We start from the raw sequence: 16,148 nt of genomic DNA, 5'->3' as shown, positions 1-16,148 counted from the left end.
GCAGCGGCCGGCGCGGCCGCGGCGGAAGAAGGTGAACGAACGGGACGCGTCAGGTGCCGCAGGACGCCGGAGGGGCCCGTCCGCGGTCGTGACTGGCGCGGCCGGGGGAGGCGGCGGGCGCGCTTCCGGGCGCCGCCGAGGTCCGCGCACGGGGTGCCGGGGCGGTGCCCGCGCCCTGCGCGGTGGTGGCCGTGGGGTGGTCGGGTGCCGTGGGGCGCTCGCCGAGGTGGTCGTGCCGGGCTCGGGCCTGGGCGGCGCAGGCGGGGGTGCAGCCGTCGTCGGCGTGGCGGTCGAAGGCCGGGTGGGGCACGGCCGTGGCGGTGCCGGCCGGGAGGGGACCGCCGCGCCCGGCGTGCGCGCCGGCTGCGGGCCACGCCGGGACGAGGGCCAGCAGGACGGCCAGCAGGACGATCAGCGGGGTGACCGGTGAGGTGACCCGCGGGGCCGCCACCCGACGGCCGGCGGGGGCGGGGGCGGTGCGGTGAGCGGGGCGCATCCACCGTCCCCTTTCGTGATGGCGTGATCGTGTGGTGGCGTGCTGGCGCGTCGGGTGGTGGCGAGGGGGAGCGGAGCCCGGGGCCCGGGCCGGGGAGTGGCGGCCGGAGCCCCGGGCGGTCGGGGGACGGACGTCAGGGCTCGATGAGACCGGCGCGGATGGCGTAGCGGGTCAGCTCCAGGCGGTCTCGCAGGCCGAGCTTCTGCAGGAGGTTCGCGCGGTGCCGCTGGACGGTCTTGATGCTGATGAAGAGCAGCTCGGCGATCTCCTTCGAGGAGTGGCCCTCGGCCACGAGCTTGAGGACCTCCTCCTCGCGGGGCGTGAGGATGTGGTCGGCGGACTCCTCGCCGTGCCGGACCCGGTCGAGGTAGTTGCGGATGAGGGCGGTGACCGCGCCGGGGTAGAGGAAGGGCTCGTCGCGCATCGCGGCCCGGCAGGCGGCGACCAGGTCGCGGTCGGCGACGGACTTCAGGACGTATCCGCAGGCCCCCGACTTCAGGGCCTGGAACAGGTACTGCTCGTTGTCGTGCATCGTCAGCATCAGGATGCGCAGGCCCGGTTTGAGCGCGGCCAGCTCGCGGGCGGCCTGGAGGCCGGTCAGCCGGGGCATCGCGATGTCCAGGACCGCGAGGTCGGCGGCGTGGGCCCGCGCCATGTCGATGGCCTCCGCGCCGTCCCCGGCCTCGGCGACCACCTCCAGATCGGGCTCCCGGTCGAGGATGAGCCGCACGCCACGGCGTACCAGGGCGTGGTCGTCGGCGAGCAGGATGCGGATCGCCGACGGAGCGGCCCCGGGCGCCTCGGACGGGGCGGACGGGGCGGACGGGGCGGACGGGGCCGGCCCGGACGTGGCGGGGCCGGACAGGGACGGGTCGGGCATGGTCAGGGCTGCTTCCTGGGGACGGGTGCGGTGAGCCGGATGCGGGTGCCGGCGCCGGGCGCCGAGGTGATGTCGAGGGCCGCCCCGACGAGCAGGGCGCGTTCGCGCATGCCGCGGATCCCGGCGCCCTCGCACGCCGCCTCGATGCCGCGACCGTCGTCGGAGACGGTGAGCGTCACCGCACCGTCGGCGCGGTCCAGGCACACCTCCAGCCGTTCGGCGTCCGCGTGCCGGGCGGCGTTCGTCAGGCTCTCCTGCGCGACGCGGTAGAGGACCAGCTCGGTCTCGGGGTCCAGGGCGGGCAGTTCGGCGTCGAAACGGCGCACCACCCTCAGCCCGGTGTGCGTGGCGAAGTCGTGCGTGAGCGAGGACAGCGCGCTGATCAGGCCGAGGTCGTCCAGGACCCCGGGCCGCAGCCTGCGCACCAGGCGGCGGACCTCGTCCAGGCTCTCCCTGGTGATCTCCTGCGCCTGCTGCAGCTCGTTGCGCAGCGGCTCGTCGGCGTCGTCCGCGGCACGCCCCAGGACCAGCAGGATCGCCGTCATGCTCTGCCCGACCTCGTCGTGCAGCTCCTGGGCGATGCGCCGCCGCTCCGCCTCCTGGGCGAGCAGCACGCGCGCGGTGCTCGTGGCGCGCTCGTGCTCCAGGCGGTCGAGCATGGCGTTGAAGGTGCGGATCAGCTCGGGCACCTCACCGCCACCGCCACCGCCGGACACCGGCAGCCGCTGGCCGGGGCGCAGCAGGTCGACGGTGGTCATCAGCTTCGTCAGCCGGTCCAGTGGGGCCAGGCCCCAGCGCAGCAGGGCGCCGTTGGCCACCAGCATGACGGCGAGGCCGCCCACCAGGATGACCGCCTCGGTCAGCAGGACCGGAACGGAGACGGTCACCGGAGCCCACAGCAGCAGTGCCGTGGCGAAGCCCAGCACCACCGCGTTGAGCCCGAAGATCCGCCAGAACAGGGACACCGGGGGGTACGCCTCCTTATACGACGTGGTTGTACGCCTCTACTGTCGGTCATCGCGCACCCCGGTCGGGAGCTGCGGCCCTTGGTCACGACCGAGCCTGCCCCCAGCCTGCCCGCGCCGCCGCGCCGGGTCGATGGGGGCCGACCCCCATTTCCGGGGGGCGGCACACCCATACGGCCGTCACGGCGGGCCGCGCAGTGGATGCCCGGCCCCCGGGCAAATGGGGCCTGCGCCCGATGGGAAACCCTGACGGGCCCGGCCAGGGTGGAGGCACGCACGACTCCGGACACTGCACGAAGGGACCCACCGTGTCGCTCGACGCCTCCCGCATCGAATCCCGCCCCGAGCGGCTGCCCGCCCACGAGGCACGCCAGCGCCTCGAACACGCGCGCAACACCCGCCTGACCCAGCTTCAGGCCCTCGACGAGAGCGCCCATGCGGAGGACGACCATCTGGTGTCCGCGCAGAAGTCCGCCATCCAACGGGTGCTCAAGGAGATCGACGAGGCCTTCGCCCGGGTCGACAACGGCACCTACGGCACCTGCCTGGGCTGCAGCAAGCCCGTGCCGGGGGAGCGTCTGGAGATCCTTCCCTACACGCGGTACTGCGTCGCCTGCCAGCGCCGCGCGGCCGCCTGACCACCGGCCGGCCAGTCGTCCTGCCCGCCCTGCCCGAGGGGTGAAGTGGTGAACCAACAGACCATCGGTGACCGTGACACGCGTCTGTCGCCCGAGGACCTCGACGCGCTCCGGGACAACCTGCACGAGCAGCGGCTGTTCCGCGAGGAGCAGTTGCGGCAGATCGCCACCGTCGCGTCCGGCGCCGACGGGCCGACGCGGCGGGGGTCCGACGCGCGGACCGAGGTCAGGGACGCACTCGCGGCCTCCGCGCGGATGGTCCTCGCCGACGTCGAGGCGGCCCTCGACCGCATGGCCGAGGGCCGTTACGGCCTGTGCCATCTGTGCCGGCGTCCCATCGACCGCGAGCGCCTGATGATCGTGCCGCAGGCCCGCTACTGCGCTCGCTGCCAGCAGGTGCGGGAGGCCGGACGATGACCGTGGTCCGCCGGCCTTGTGCCGGACTCGCCCGGCACCGGCCGTGGTCCGTGTGCCGGCGGTGCAGCGGCGTCGCCCTCGACATGGGCAGCGCCCGCACCCGTGCGTGGGTCGCCGGCCGGGGAGTGGTCCTCGACGTTCCGACCGTCACCTTTCCCGGGGCCGGCGCGGTCCACCCCATCCAGCGCGGCTCCATCGTCGACACCGAGGGGACGGCGCGGATGCTGGACCGGCTGCTCGGTCACCGCCTGCCCCGCTTCGCCCGTCCCCTGGTCGTGGTGACCGCGCCGGTGCTGGACGGGTTCGCCTACCGGACCGAGGCCCGTGCGGCCGTGGAGGTGCTGCGCCCGCGCAGTGTGCTGACCGTGCCCAGCGCGCGGGCCGTGGCGCTGGCGGTGGGCGCGGACCTGTCCCGGCCGTTGCTCGTGGTGGACATCGGGGCGCACCTCACCGAGGTGGTGCTGCTGGTGGACGGTGCCGTCTTCGACGCGCGCCGCACCGCGCTTGGCACGGGGGACATCGACGACGCCACCCCGTCCTCGGAGATCGGCGACGCGGTGGCCGACATGACGACCTCGATGCTGCGGCAGGACCGTACGTCCCTCACCGTCGACGCCCTGGGCAGGGGCCCGCTGCTGGCGGGCGGGGGTGCGCTGCGTCCGGAGATCACCTGCCACCTCACCGGCAGGCTGCACGTGCCCCTGCGGGCGGTGCCGGCCCCGCACACGGCCGCCGTCCGCGGCGCCGCCAAGCTGCTGCGGGCCGCGCACTGCCACCCGTCGACCACGGGCACGGACCCGCCGGGCCGGTACCCGTACTGACATCGACGCCGTCCGCTCCGTCGACGACGGCGGCCTCGCCCCTGCCCGCGTCCGCATCCGGCGAGACCTCCCCCGGGGGCCCCGGCACGAGCCGGTCGTCTCCGCCGCGGTGGCCGGCCCATGCCGGCCGGGCACCAACCGCCGGGTGCCACAGCCCTCGCCGGACAGGGGCGGGGACGCCACCGGTGCGGTCGGTGTGGGCGGGCGCGGGGGCGTTGAGGGCCGCGCCGAGCGCCGGAGGTCCTGCGGTGGGGGCGGCGCGGGTCGTCCCCACCGCCGCGCACGCGTCCCCGTCTCCGCTCCCGCTGGCCGGATCCCCGGAAGGAGTATCACCGTGGCCGGTGACATACCGCGAACACAGCCACCGCCCCCCGATCCCGATCCCGGTGGGCACCACCCCCACCTGCTGTTCTGGCGATGGCGGCGCAACCCCCTGCGGCGCCGCACCGACCGGCTGCACGCCTGGGTCGTCCTCGGGCTCCTGCTCGCGGTGCCGGCGGCGGCCACGGCGGCGATGTTCGCGGCCGGTGACGCCGCCCACCGCCACTACCGCGGCGCGGCCGAGCACGAGGCCAGGACCAGGGACCACCGCACCGCGATCCTCGTCCACGACGCCCCGCGCCATCCGGAACCCGGCTCGGACGAGGCGAAGAAGACCCGATACCCGGTCGAGGTCCGCTTCACCGGCCCGGGCGGAGAGACCCGGACCGGGAAGACGGACGTCGAGCCGGGGCTGCCCGCGGACAGCACCGTCCTGGTGTGGGTCGACTCGACGGGGGAGATCACCGAGCCACCGCTGACCGCGGAGCAGATCCGCAGCCGCACGATGGGCTGGGCGATCCTCGCCTTCCTGGGCGTCGTCCTCATGGGTATGGCCGCCCACGGGATCACCGGGCTGGTGCTCCACCGCCGCAACCTCGCCCAGTGGGACGCGGCCTGGGCCGCCGCGGCGGCGCGGTGGAGCAGGTTGCCGTGACGGTGGCCGGGGGTGGCCGGTGTGTCTCGGTGGCGGCTGTCGTGGCGGTCGTGGTCGCGGGGTCCGTGGTGGCTGTGGTGTCGCGGTCCGGCCGGGTGGGACGCGGGCTGGGTCGCCGCGGCGGCGCGGTGGAGCACGTCGCCGTGACGGCGGCCGGGGTGGGACCGTCGGTGTGCCCCGGCTGACGGGGTGCCGGCCCGGGGGCGTCACGCCGGCCGGCCGTCACGCCGTCGCCGCGCCCGCCGCCGGTGGGGCCAGTTGCCGGGCCAGCCACGTCGGCACGCCGCCGAGCAGCCGGAACAGTCGCCGCGCCTCCTCCCGCAGCCGGGACGCCTCCGGCTCCGACTCCGCGTCGGCGAGCGACGCCAGCGCCGGTGCCGTACCGACGAGGTAACCCAGCTCCTCGCGGATGCGCAGCGACTCGGCGAAGCCGTGCCGTGCCTCGGCCAGCTCCCCTTCCCGCAGGGCGAGTCCGGCCAGATGCCGCCACGTGAAGGACTGGAGCAGCGGATCGGCGTGCGCGGTGGCCCCGGCGTGGGCGCGCCGGTACGCCGCGCGGGCGGCCTGGGGGGACCGGGTCAGGTTCTCCGCGAGCAGCCCGCGCCGGAAGTCCAGCAGCGCCCGCCCCCTGCCCCCCGGCGGGATCAGCGCCGCCGCCCGGCCCAGCGCGGCCCGCGCCTCGTCGGACCGGTCGCGCACCCGGTGCACGGTGGCGGCGTAGGCCAGCTGCCCGCGTTCACAGGCGGCGGCCCCGCGCTCGTCGTCGCTGTGGGCCAGCGCCTCGGCGGTGCGCAGCGCGTCCTCGGCGTCCGCCCAGCCCTGCTCGGTGTACAGGCACCGCTCCACGAGCAGCGCCGTCCGCTGCAACGCGGCCGCCGCGGTGACCGGCTCCAGCAGGGCCGCCGCGTCGGCCCAGCAGGCGCGCGAGCGCAACCGCCACACGGCGGTCTGGAGCGGATCGTCACCTTCGGTCGTTCCCCAACCAGAACCAGCCATGGCGGAATGCGCCACGTCGCCCTCCCCTTAGCACGCCGTCGAGCTCACGAGTGGTGGGCGCATCTCAGCATGGATCCGGCAGCCCGGCCAAGAGGATGGGTGAAAAATTTCACAAAGTCGTGGGACTTCGCGCTCCCGAGGTTTGGGGCCGCCCCGGGCTTCCCGCGCGGCCCTGCGCGCGCCCCGCGGCTCAGCTCATCCGCAGCGCCAGGAAGAAGTCCAGCTTGTCCTCCAGGCGCGACAGGTCGCGGCCCGTCAGCTGCTCGATCCGCCCGACCCGGTAGCGCAACGTGTTGACGTGCAGGTGGAGCCGGGTCGCGCAGCGCGTCCAGGAACCGTCGCAGTCGAGGAAGGCCTCCAGCGTCGGGATCAGCTCGGCGCGGTGGCGGCGGTCGTAGTCCCGCAGCGGGTCCAGCAGCCGGGCGGTGAAGGCGCGGCGGACGTCGTCGGGGACGAAGGGGAGGAGCAGGACGTGCGAGGCCAGTTCCTGGTGGCCGGCCGCGCAGACCCGGCCGGGGCGTGCCGCGGCCACGCGCCGCGCGTGGCGGGCCTCCTCCAGGGCGCCCCGCAGCCCCTCCGCCGAGTGCACGGCCGCGCTGAAGCCCAGCGTGACCCGTCCGTCGCCGTCCAGCCCGGCCGACAGCGGCTCCCGTACGGACTCCAGCAGCACCTCCGCGAGGATGCCGGTCTCGGAGCCGTCGTGCTCGCTGGAGACCGCCGGCAGCGGCACGAGGGCGACGGCCTCGCCCCCGGTGTGCGCCACCGCGATGCGGTCGGAGTGGTCGGGGCCCGTGGCGAGGGGGTCGACGAGGATCTCCTCCAGCAGGCTCTGAGCGACCGGTCCGGTCTCCGCCGCGTCGTCCTCCCACTCGACGCGGGCGACCACGACCTGCCAGTGCGGGGCCGCGCCGAGCCCGGGCAGCAGCACCGGCGCCGCGACCCGCAGCCGGGCGGCGATCTCGGCGGGCGCGGCACCCGTCTGCACCAGCTCCAGCACCTCCTGGGCGAGCCGCCGCCGCACCGTGCGCGCCGCGTCCCGCCGGTCCCGCTCGACGGCGATCAGCTGGGTGACCCCGTACAGCAGGTCCAGCCGCTCCTCGGCCCAGTCCCCGGCGTCGGCCTCCACGACCAGCAGCCAGTCGGACAGCACCGTCTCGCGCACGTCCCGTCCGGTGCCCGAGGCACGCGGGTCGCGCGCCTCCCCGGCCGCCGCCGGGAGCTGCCCCCAGCCGCGCACCGGGAAGAGGCTGTACGCCGTACCGCCCAGGTGCACCCGGTGCGGCGCACGCCGGCCCGCGCGGGTGGCCGCGAGATGCTCCGCCGCCAGCTTCGCGCACACCTCGGCGGAGAGCGCGGGGCCCGCGGACTTCGGGCCGGCGACCGGCCGGCCGGTCGGGGAGAGCACCCACGCCCGCAGGTCCAGGTCGGAGCCGAGCAGATCCAGGACCACGTCGGGGCCGCCACCCGCCGGGCCGGAGGTCATCATCCGGCGGTGCCGGTCCACCACGGCCGCGAGGTCCCCGGCCCGCTCGCCGGACACCTGGCGGACCACGTGCTCGGTGATGGTCGCGAAGGCCACCGACTCGTTCACCGCGAACAGCGGCAGACGGTGCCGCGCGCACGCCTGTATCAGGTCGTCCGGCACGTCCCCCAGCTCCGCCTCGCCGGCGCCGAGCGCGGCCACCCCGGCCTGGACGAGGATCCGGACGAACGGATCCGAGTCGGCGGCGTCCCGGCGCCAGGCCAGCCCGGTGAGCACCAGCTCGCCACCCGAGAGGTAGCGGCTGGGGTCCCGCAGGTCGGTGGTCATCACGCCCCGGACGGAGCGGTCCAGCTCGTCCGCGCCGCCGAGCAGCTTGAGGCCCAGCGCGTCGGTGTCCAGCAGTGCGCGCAGCCGCATTCTCGTCGCCGCCGTTCTTGTCTCGAAGTGTTCCAGCTCACGCGGCCGTGTCGCGCGATGTCCGGAGGAACCAGAGGAAAACAAGGAGGTTCCTGAGGGCCTCCGTTCATACGAATCTACAAGATGCCTGCCCTGGCCAGCCAACTCCTTCATGGTTTCTGCGACTGACCCCGCTGGAGCAACGGGCGGTGTACTGAGCCCACTGCGCGTGAACAGCACATGAACGAGCCGGGCCCGCCGCACACGGATTGGCTCAATCTGTACGCCCCTCCAGACGAAGAAGAGAGCCGGTCATGGACTTCCTTCGCCCCGCCAGCTGGGAGGAGGCGCTCGCCGCGAAGGCCGAGCACCCCACCGCTGTGCCGATCGCGGGTGGCACCGACGTGATGGTCGAGATCAACTTCGACCACCGCCGACCCGAGTACCTCATGGACCTGAACCGCATCGGCGACCTCGGCGAGTGGGAGGCGGGCGAGGACTCCGTACGGCTCGGCGCCTCCGTGCCCTACACCAGGATCATGGAGAACCTGCGCACCGAGCTGCCGGGTCTCGCCCTCGCCTCGCACACGGTCGCCTCCCCGCAGATCCGCAACCGCGGCGGCGTGGGCGGGAACCTCGGCACCGCCTCCCCGGCCGGCGACGCCCACCCGGCGCTGCTCGCCGCCGGAGCCGAGGTCGAGGTCGAGTCGGTGCGCGGCGCCCGCCGCATCCCGATCGACGCCTTCTACACCGGCGTGAAGCGCAACGCGCTCGCGCCCGACGAACTGATCCGCGCCGTGCACGTCAAGAAGGCCGACGGGCCGCAGCAGTTCTCGAAGGTCGGCACCCGCAACGCCATGGTCATCGCCGTGTGCGCCTTCGGCCTCGCCCTGCACCCCGCGACCCGCACGGTCCGCACCGGCATCGGCTCGGCGGCGCCCACCCCCGTCCGCGCCAGGGCCGCCGAGGAGTTCCTGAACGCGGCGCTCGACGAGGGCGGCTTCTGGGACAACGGGAAGATCATCCCCCCGTCGGCCGTCAAGCAGTTCGCCCAGCTGTGCTCCGCCGCCTGCAACCCGATCGACGACGTCCGGGGCACCGCGAGCTACCGCCGCCACGCGGTCGGCGTCATGGCCCGCCGGACGCTCACCTGGACCTGGGAGTCGTACCGCGGCGCCCGCCACACCACGGAGGGAGCCGCGTAATGCGCGTCAACTTCACTGTCAACGGTCGTCCGCAGGAAGCCGACGACGTGTGGGAGGGCGAGTCCCTGCTGTACGTGCTGCGCGAGCGGCTCGGCCTGCCCGGCTCCAAGAACGCCTGCGAGCAGGGCGAGTGCGGCTCCTGCACGGTCCGCCTGGACGGCGTTCCGGTGTGCGCCTGCCTGGTCGCGGCCGGCCAGGCGCAGGGCCGCGAGGTCGTCACGGTCGAGGGCCTGGCGGACTTCGCCAGGGAGCGCTCCCGCAGGACGGGCACCCGCGCAGGCACCTCGCCGGACGAGGCCGAGGGGCGGCGGGCCACGGGACGACAGCCCGGGGGCGCCGACTCGCAGACCGGCGAGGGCGCCGAACTCGCCCCCGTCCAGCAGGCGTTCATCGACGCCGGCGCCGTCCAGTGCGGCTTCTGCACGCCGGGCCTGCTGGTCGCCGCCGACGAGATGCTGGAGCGCAACCCGAACCCGAGCGACGCGGACATCCGCGAGGCCCTGTCGGGCAACCTGTGCCGCTGCACGGGCTACGAGAAGATCATGGACGCGGTCCGCCTGGCGGCCGCCCGCCAGTCCGAGGGGGTCTGAGCATGGCAGCCAACGGCGCACCCACCAGAATCACCCAGGGCTCCCGGACCAAGGGCGGCATCGGCGAGTCCACGCTCCGCCCGGACGGCACCCTGAAGGTCACCGGTGAGTTCGCGTACTCGTCCGACATGTGGCACGAGGACATGCTCTGGGGCCAGATCCTGCGCTCCCCGGTCGCGCACGCCGAGATCGTCTCCATCGACACCGGCGAGGCGCTGGCGACACCGGGCGTGTACGCCGTCATGACCTACGACGACCTGCCCACCGAGGTGCGCACCTACGGCCTGGAGATCCGGGACACCCCGGTCCTCGCCCACGGCAAGGTCCGCCACCACGGCGAGCCGGTCGCCATCGTCGCCGCCGACCACCCCGAGACCGCGCGCCGCGCCGCCGCCAAGATCAAGGTGGAGTACCGGGAGCTGCCCGTCATCACCGACGAGGCCTCCGCGACCGCCCCCGACGCGATCCTCGTCCACGAGAACCGCGCCGACCACCACATCGCCCACGTCCCGCACCCGAACATCGTCCACCGCCAGCCGATCGTCCGCGGCGACGCGGACGAGGCCGCCGGGCGCGCGGACGTCATCGTCAAGGGCGACTACTACTTCGGCATGCAGGACCAGGCCTTCCTCGGCCCCGAGTCCGGCCTCGCGGTGCCGGCCGAGGACGGCGGCGTCGACCTGTACATCGCCACCCAGTGGCTCCACTCCGACCTGCGCCAGATCGCGCCCGTGCTCGGCCTGCCCGAGGACAAGGTGCGCATGACGCTCTCCGGCGTCGGCGGCGCGTTCGGCGGGCGCGAGGACCTGTCGATGCAGATCCACGCCTGCCTGCTGGCCCTGCGCACCGGCAAGCCGGTGAAGATCGTCTACAACCGCTTCGAGTCCTTCTTCGGCCACGTCCACCGCCACCCGGCCCGGCTGCACTACGAGCACGGCGCCACCAAGGACGGCAGGCTCACCCACCTGAAGTGCCGGATCGTCCTGGACGGCGGCGCCTACGCCTCCGCCTCCCCGGCGGTCGTCGGCAACGCCTCCTCGCTCGCCGTCGGCCCGTACGTGGTCGACGACGTGGACATCGAGGCCATCGCCCTCTACTCCAACAACCCGCCCTGCGGGGCGATGCGCGGCTTCGGCGCGGTCCAGGCGTGCTTCGCCTACGAGGCGCAGATGGACAAGGTGGCGGCGGAACTCGGCATGGACCCGGTGGAGTTCCGCCGGATCAACGCCATGGAGCAGGGCACGATCATGCCCACCGGCCAGCCCGTCGACTCCCCGGCACCGGTCGCCGAACTCCTGCGCCGCGTCAAGGCGATGCCCATGCCGCCCGAGCGCCAGTGGGAGTCCAGCGAGGGCGCCGACGTACGGCAGCTGCCCGGCGGCCTGTCCAACACCACGCACGGCGAGGGAGTCGTCCGCGGGGTCGGGTACGCGGTCGGCATCAAGAACGTCGGCTTCTCCGAGGGCTTCGACGACTACTCCACCGCCAGGGTCCGCATGGAGGTCGTCGGCGGCGAGCCCGTGGCCACCGTGCACACCGCCATGGCGGAGGTCGGCCAGGGCGGCGTCACCGTCCACGCGCAGATCGCCCGCACCGAGCTGGGTGTCACGCAGGTCACCATCCACCCGGCGGACACCCAGGTGGGCTCGGCCGGCTCCACCTCGGCCTCCCGGCAGACGTACGTCACCGGCGGCGCCGTGAAGAACGCCTGCGAGCTGGTGCGCGAGAAGGTCCTGGAGATCGGGCGCCGCAAGTTCGGCTCCCACCACCCGGCATGGGCGACGGCCGAACTCCTCCTGGAGGGCGGCAAGGTCGTCACCGACGGCGGCGAGGTCCTCTCCGACCTGGTGGACGTCCTCGGGGACGAGGCCGTCGAGGCCGAGGAGGAGTGGCGGCACCGGCCGACCGAGGCCTTCGACCTGCGCACCGGCCAGGGCAACGGCCACGTCCAGTACTCCTTCGCCGCGCACCGCGCCGTCGTCGAGGTCGACACCGAGCTGGGCCTGGTCAAGGTCGTCGAACTGGCCTGCGCGCAGGACGTCGGCAAGGCGCTCAACCCGCTCTCCGTCGTCGGGCAGATCCAGGGCGGCACCACCCAGGGGCTGGGCATCGCCGTCATGGAGGAGATCGTCGTCGACCCGAAGACGGCGAAGGTCCAGAACCCCTCCTTCACGGACTACCTGCTCCCCACCATCCTCGACACGCCGACCATCCCGGTCGACGTGCTCGAACTCGCCGACGAACACGCCCCGTACGGGCTGCGCGGCATCGGCGAGGCACCCACCCTGTCGTCGACACCGGCGGTCCTCGCGGCCATCCGGAACGCGACCGGGCTGACGCTCGACCGCACGCCGGTACGGCCGGAGCACCTGACCGGCACGGCATGACCAGGGGGTGTCGTCCGGACCAGGCCGACTCCGGCAACGCCGCGGTCCCGCGCACCAGGCCGCGCGGCCCCGGCAGGATCCGGACGGCACACCCTGGCCCTCCGGGCGGCGCACGGAACGCCACGCACTCCGCGCCGCCCGGAGCGCACCCCGGGTCCCGCACCGCTCGCGGGCCCCGACGTTCCACCACCCCCGCGTCCGCCTCGGGCCGTCCCCCGGGTCGTACACATCCCAAAACCCGCGGCCGCCCCGGCGGTCGACACGGGTGCCCCTTTGAACCTTGGGAGAGACGGCCCCATGACCCAGCAGTCAGTGGAGCCCGAGACCACCGCCGAGGACGCGGGCGCGGGTTCCCGCGTCCCCGCCGGCCGGTCCTGGCTCGACCGGTACTTCCACATCACCCACCGAGGATCCACGGTCGCGCGCGAGGTGCGCGGCGGCACCACCACCTTCATGGCGATGGCGTACATCGTCCTGCTCAACCCCGTCATCCTGTCCGGCAAGGACGCCGCGGGGGACACCCTGGGCCAGAAGGCCCTGATCACGGCGACGGCACTCGCCGCGGCGGTCACCACGCTCCTGATGGGGTTCGTCGGCAAGGTGCCGCTCGCCCTGGCCGCCGGTCTCTCGGTGTCCGGGGTGATCGCCGGCCAGGTCGTGCCCCAGATGACCTGGCCGCAGGCGATGGGCATGTGCGTGATGTACGGGGTGGTGATCATGCTGCTGGTGGTCACCGGGCTCCGCGAGATGATCATGAACGCGATCCCGCTCGCCCTCAAGCACGGCATCACCATGGGCATCGGCCTGTTCATCGCCATCATCGGCCTGGTGAAGGGGGGTTTCGTCCACCAGGGCGAGGCGACCCCGCTCACCCTCGGCCCCGCCGGTGAACTCGCGGGCTGGCCCGTCCTGCTCTTCGCGGGCACCCTGCTCCTGGTCTTCATGCTCCAGGCGCGCGGCACCCCCGGCGCGATCCTGATCGGCATCATCGCCGGCACGATCGTCGCCTCCCTGCTGAACGCCACCGGGGTCATCGACCCCGAGCAGTGGGCCAACGGCGCTCCGGAGCTGCACGGCAGCGCCGTCTCCATGCCCGACTTCTCGCTCTTCGGCGACCTGGAGTTCGGCGGCTGGGGCGAGGTGGGCGCGATGACGGTCGGCATGATCGTCTTCACGCTGGTGCTGGCCGGGTTCTTCGACGCGATGGCCACCATCATCGGCGTCGGCACGGAGGCGAAGCTCGCCGACGACAAGGGCCGGATGCCGGGTCTGTCGAAGGCGCTGTTCGTCGACGGCGCGGGCGGTGCCATCGGCGGTGTGGCGGGCGGCTCCGGGCAGACGGTCTTCGTCGAGTCCGCGACCGGCGTCGGGGAAGGCGCCCGCACCGGGCTCGCCTCGGTCGTCACCGGCCTGTTCTTCGCGGCCTGCCTCTTCTTCACGCCGATCACCGCGATCGTGCCGCAGGAGGTCGCCTCCGCCGCGCTGGTCGTCATCGGAGCGATGATGATGACGAACGCCCGGCACGTGGACTGGGTCGACCGGGCCACCGCGATCCCGGTCTTCCTGACCGTCGTCCTGATGCCGTTCACGTACTCCATCACGGCGGGTGTCGCCGCCGGCGTCATCTCCCACGTCGCCATCAAGGCGGCCCAGGGCAAGGCCCGGGAGACCGGCGCGTTCATGTGGGCCCTGACGGCGGTCTTCCTCGTCTACTTCGCCCTCAACCCGATCGAGAGCTGGCTGGGCGTGCACTAGCCGCCGCCGCGGGAACCCCTTCCGTATCACCGCTGTGTAAGGAGACCGACAGATGCTGGACATCGCCGAAGAGCTGCACCGGTGGGTCGAGCAGGGACGTGACGTGGCCGTCGCCACCGTCGTGGCCGTCAGCGGCAGCGCGCCCCGCCGGCCCGGCGCCGCCCTCGCGGTGGACGCCGGGGGCACGGCGATCGGCTCGGTGTCCGGCGGCTGTGTGGAAGGGGCCGTGTACGAGCTGTGCCGGCAGGCGCTCCAGGACGGCGAAACCGTCCTGGAGCGCTTCGGCTACAGCGACGAGGACGCCTTCGCCGTCGGCCTGACCTGCGGCGGCGTCATCGACATCCTCGTCACACCGGTACGGGCGGACGACCCCGCCCGCCCGGTCCTCGCCGCCGCGCTCGCCGCCGCCGCACGAGGCGAGCCGGCGGCGGTGGCGCGGATCGTGCGCGGGCCGGCGGAGCTGGCCGGGCGCGTGCTCGTCGTCCGCCCGGACGGCTCCCGCACCGGCGGCTTCGGCGCCCACCCCGAACTGGACCGCACGGTGGCCGCCGAGGCGGGCGCCTTCCTGGACGCCGGACGCACGGGCACCCTGGAGATCGGAGAGCGGGGTTCGCGCTGCGGAGCACCGCTCACCCTGCTGGTCGAGTCCTCGGTCCCGCCACCCCGCATGATCGTCTTCGGTGCCGTCGACTTCGCGGCGGCGCTGGTCCGCGTCGGCAAGTTCCTCGGCCACCACGTGACGGTGTGCGACGCGCGCCCCGTCTTCGCGACGAAGGCCCGCTTCCCGGAGGCGGACGAGATCGTCGTGGAGTGGCCGCACGAGTACCTGGCGCGTACCACCGTGGACGCCCGTACGGTGCTGTGCGTCCTGACCCACGACGCCAAGTTCGACGTACCGCTCCTCGAGCTCGCCCTGCGCCTGCCGGTCGCGTACGTCGGCGCGATGGGCTCGCGCCGCACCCACCTGGACCGCGACGCGCGCCTGCGCGAGGCCGGCGTCAGCGACCTGGAGCTGAGCCGCCTCAGGTCGCCCATCGGCCTGGACCTCGGCGCCCGCACGCCGGAGGAGACGGCCTTGTCCATCGCGGCCGAGATCGTCGCGGCCCGCCGGGGCGGCACGGGAGCCTCCCTGACCGGCGCCCACACCCCGATCCACCACGACGGGCCGCCGGCCCCGGCCGGCCGCGTCCCCAACCTCACAGGGCAATACACCTAGCCCCGGCCCGACCCCCTTCCGGACAGGGAGACGTCCGCGACCACCGGCCGGTGGTCCGAGGCCACGGCCTCCTCCGGCACCGAGGCGCGGTGCACCCGCACGCCCTGGCCCACGGCCACGTAGTCGATCCGTTTCACGGGTGCCGCGGCCGGGAACGTGCCGCCGGTACCCGCTCCGGCGTCGCGCAACTCCGCCCACAGAGGCTGGAGTTCGGGTGCCGAGGGCTCGGCGTTGAAGTCACCGAGCAGTACCTGCCGCGCCCCGGGCCGGGCCGCCCGCTCCCGCGCCATGATCCGCCGGGTGTCGGCGACCTGCGCCACCCGGACCGCCGGGTCCGACCGGTAGTCGAGGTGTGTCACGAACACCTGCACCGGCACTCCGCGCACCTTGAGCGTCACCTCGCCGAACCCGGGCGCGGGTGCGGGCACCGGGTTCTCGTCCTGCGTGGACAGGCGCGTGATCTCGTGGTTCGCCGCGGAGCGGATCGGGAAGCGGGACAGCACCGCCACGCCGTACTCGCGGCGCGGGCTCCCCGCCTCGGCGGGGTCGAGGCTGTAGATCGGCGCGAACGACATCCGCATCCCGAGGCGCCGCGCCAGCTCCCGGGCGACGTCGAGCCCCTGACTGCGCGGTCCCCAGTGCACGTCGACCTCCTGGAGGCCGATCACGTCCGCGTCGAGGGCGCGCAGCGCGGCGGCCTGCCGGTCGAGGTCGAAGACGCCGTCCGACCCGGTTCCGGCGTGGATGTTGTAGGTGGCGACGCGCAGCGGCACCGAGGGCCCCCGGGCCGCGGTGGCGGGCGGCGCCGCCACGGCCAGGCCCAACACGGCACCGGCGACGGACAGTTGCATGAAGGTGCGCGCTCTCACAGACATGCCGGCACGGTACGCGGGAAACGTCCGTCGCGAGGCGTACGGCGCCGTCCCG

At 74.2% G+C, this 16,148-nt stretch carries 15 protein-coding genes; 9 read left to right on the top strand and 6 right to left on the bottom strand.

Annotated features, from left to right (window positions below; translation table 11 throughout):
* Positions 1–49: 49 nt before the first annotated feature.
* From KUM32_RS13385 to KUM32_RS13375, 3 genes are all read right to left on the bottom strand, one after another.
* Positions 50–496, bottom strand: a complete 447-nt coding sequence (locus tag KUM32_RS13385) for a hypothetical protein (protein ID WP_217142078.1) — start codon at positions 494–496, stop codon at positions 50–52.
* A 133-nt stretch (positions 497–629) separates the two neighbouring features.
* Entirely contained in the window at positions 630–1,376 is a 747-nt protein-coding gene (locus tag KUM32_RS13380; RefSeq protein ID WP_217142077.1) for a response regulator transcription factor, read from the bottom strand.
* 2 nt (positions 1,377–1,378) lie between these two features.
* Positions 1,379–2,341: a sensor histidine kinase gene (locus KUM32_RS13375; protein ID WP_217142076.1), complete on the bottom strand. Its 963-nt coding sequence runs from the start codon at positions 2,339–2,341 to the stop codon at positions 1,379–1,381.
* Positions 2,342–2,649: 308 nt separating this feature from the next.
* Between KUM32_RS13375 and KUM32_RS13370 the strand changes: the two genes are divergently transcribed.
* The 4 genes from KUM32_RS13370 to KUM32_RS13355 all read left to right on the top strand — a co-directional run bounded on the left by KUM32_RS13370 (position 2,650) and on the right by KUM32_RS13355 (position 5,193).
* The gene (locus KUM32_RS13370) at positions 2,650–2,979 is read left to right on the top strand and encodes a TraR/DksA C4-type zinc finger protein (protein ID WP_217142075.1); all 330 of its coding nucleotides are present in this window, start codon (positions 2,650–2,652) and stop codon (positions 2,977–2,979) included.
* 45 nt (positions 2,980–3,024) lie between these two features.
* Complete coding sequence (locus KUM32_RS13365; RefSeq protein ID WP_217142074.1) at positions 3,025–3,396, top strand: TraR/DksA C4-type zinc finger protein; 372 nt, start codon at positions 3,025–3,027, stop codon at positions 3,394–3,396.
* On the top strand, positions 3,393–4,217 hold the full coding sequence (locus KUM32_RS13360) for a rod shape-determining protein (protein ID WP_217142073.1): 825 nt from the start codon (positions 3,393–3,395) through the stop codon (positions 4,215–4,217). Before KUM32_RS13365 ends, KUM32_RS13360 begins: the two co-directional genes overlap by 4 nt.
* A 334-nt stretch (positions 4,218–4,551) precedes the next feature.
* Entirely contained in the window at positions 4,552–5,193 is a 642-nt protein-coding gene (locus KUM32_RS13355; protein WP_217142072.1) for a hypothetical protein, read from the top strand.
* Positions 5,194–5,415: 222 nt separating this feature from the next.
* Here KUM32_RS13355 and KUM32_RS13350 read toward each other — a convergent pair whose 3' ends face one another.
* On the bottom strand, positions 5,416–6,204 hold the full coding sequence (locus KUM32_RS13350; protein ID WP_217142071.1) for a hypothetical protein: 789 nt from the start codon (positions 6,202–6,204) through the stop codon (positions 5,416–5,418).
* A 175-nt stretch (positions 6,205–6,379) separates the two neighbouring features.
* Positions 6,380–8,089, bottom strand: a complete 1,710-nt coding sequence (locus KUM32_RS13345; RefSeq protein ID WP_217142070.1) for a PucR family transcriptional regulator ligand-binding domain-containing protein — start codon at positions 8,087–8,089, stop codon at positions 6,380–6,382.
* 293 nt (positions 8,090–8,382) lie between these two features.
* On the opposite strand from KUM32_RS13345, the gene KUM32_RS13340 reads away from it, so the two are divergent.
* The 5 genes from KUM32_RS13340 (at position 8,383) to KUM32_RS13320 (ending at position 15,221) form a co-directional block, all read left to right on the top strand.
* Positions 8,383–9,273 carry a xanthine dehydrogenase family protein subunit M gene (locus KUM32_RS13340; protein ID WP_217142069.1) on the top strand — a complete coding sequence of 297 codons (891 nt, stop codon included), beginning with the start codon at positions 8,383–8,385 and terminating at the stop codon, positions 9,271–9,273.
* On the top strand, positions 9,273–9,863 hold the full coding sequence (locus KUM32_RS13335; protein WP_217142068.1) for a (2Fe-2S)-binding protein: 591 nt from the start codon (positions 9,273–9,275) through the stop codon (positions 9,861–9,863). Before KUM32_RS13340 ends, KUM32_RS13335 begins: the two co-directional genes overlap by 1 nt.
* Positions 9,864–9,865: 2 nt before the next feature.
* Positions 9,866–12,250 (top strand): xanthine dehydrogenase family protein molybdopterin-binding subunit, encoded by a 2,385-nt coding sequence (locus tag KUM32_RS13330; protein ID WP_217142067.1) that lies wholly within the window; start codon positions 9,866–9,868, stop codon positions 12,248–12,250.
* A 297-nt stretch (positions 12,251–12,547) separates the two neighbouring features.
* On the top strand, positions 12,548–14,005 hold the full coding sequence (locus KUM32_RS13325) for an NCS2 family permease (RefSeq protein ID WP_217142066.1): 1,458 nt from the start codon (positions 12,548–12,550) through the stop codon (positions 14,003–14,005).
* 52 nt (positions 14,006–14,057) lie between these two features.
* Positions 14,058–15,221 (top strand): XdhC family protein, encoded by a 1,164-nt coding sequence (locus tag KUM32_RS13320; protein WP_217142065.1) that lies wholly within the window; start codon positions 14,058–14,060, stop codon positions 15,219–15,221.
* Here the strand turns inward: KUM32_RS13320 and KUM32_RS13315 are convergent.
* Complete coding sequence (locus KUM32_RS13315) at positions 15,218–16,096, bottom strand: endonuclease/exonuclease/phosphatase family protein (RefSeq protein WP_217142064.1); 879 nt, start codon at positions 16,094–16,096, stop codon at positions 15,218–15,220. The two genes, KUM32_RS13320 and KUM32_RS13315, sit on opposite strands and share 4 nt — an antisense overlap.
* Between the last annotated feature and the right edge of the window lie 52 nt (positions 16,097–16,148).

It is taken from the genome of Streptomyces sp. AC627_RSS907 (assembly GCF_019049165.1).
This window is presented reverse-complemented; position numbering and strand designations above follow the sequence as displayed.

Excerpts from the sequence above, each read along its gene's own strand:
- KUM32_RS13385 (WP_217142078.1), bottom strand. The coding sequence starts at position 496 with ATGCGCCCCGCTCACCGCACCGCCCCCGCCCCCGCCGGCCGTCGGGTG.
- KUM32_RS13380 (WP_217142077.1), bottom strand. The coding sequence starts at position 1,376 with ATGCCCGACCCGTCCCTGTCCGGCCCCGCCACGTCCGGGCCGGCCCCG.
- KUM32_RS13360 (WP_217142073.1), top strand. The coding sequence starts at position 3,393 with ATGACCGTGGTCCGCCGGCCTTGTGCCGGACTCGCCCGGCACCGGCCG.
- KUM32_RS13345 (WP_217142070.1), bottom strand. The coding sequence starts at position 8,089 with ATGCGGCTGCGCGCACTGCTGGACACCGACGCGCTGGGCCTCAAGCTG.
- KUM32_RS13340 (WP_217142069.1), top strand. The coding sequence starts at position 8,383 with ATGGACTTCCTTCGCCCCGCCAGCTGGGAGGAGGCGCTCGCCGCGAAG.
- KUM32_RS13335 (WP_217142068.1), top strand. The coding sequence starts at position 9,273 with ATGCGCGTCAACTTCACTGTCAACGGTCGTCCGCAGGAAGCCGACGAC.
- KUM32_RS13330 (WP_217142067.1), top strand. The coding sequence starts at position 9,866 with ATGGCAGCCAACGGCGCACCCACCAGAATCACCCAGGGCTCCCGGACC.
- KUM32_RS13325 (WP_217142066.1), top strand. The coding sequence starts at position 12,548 with ATGACCCAGCAGTCAGTGGAGCCCGAGACCACCGCCGAGGACGCGGGC.
- KUM32_RS13320 (WP_217142065.1), top strand. The coding sequence starts at position 14,058 with ATGCTGGACATCGCCGAAGAGCTGCACCGGTGGGTCGAGCAGGGACGT.
- KUM32_RS13315 (WP_217142064.1), bottom strand. The coding sequence starts at position 16,096 with ATGTCTGTGAGAGCGCGCACCTTCATGCAACTGTCCGTCGCCGGTGCC.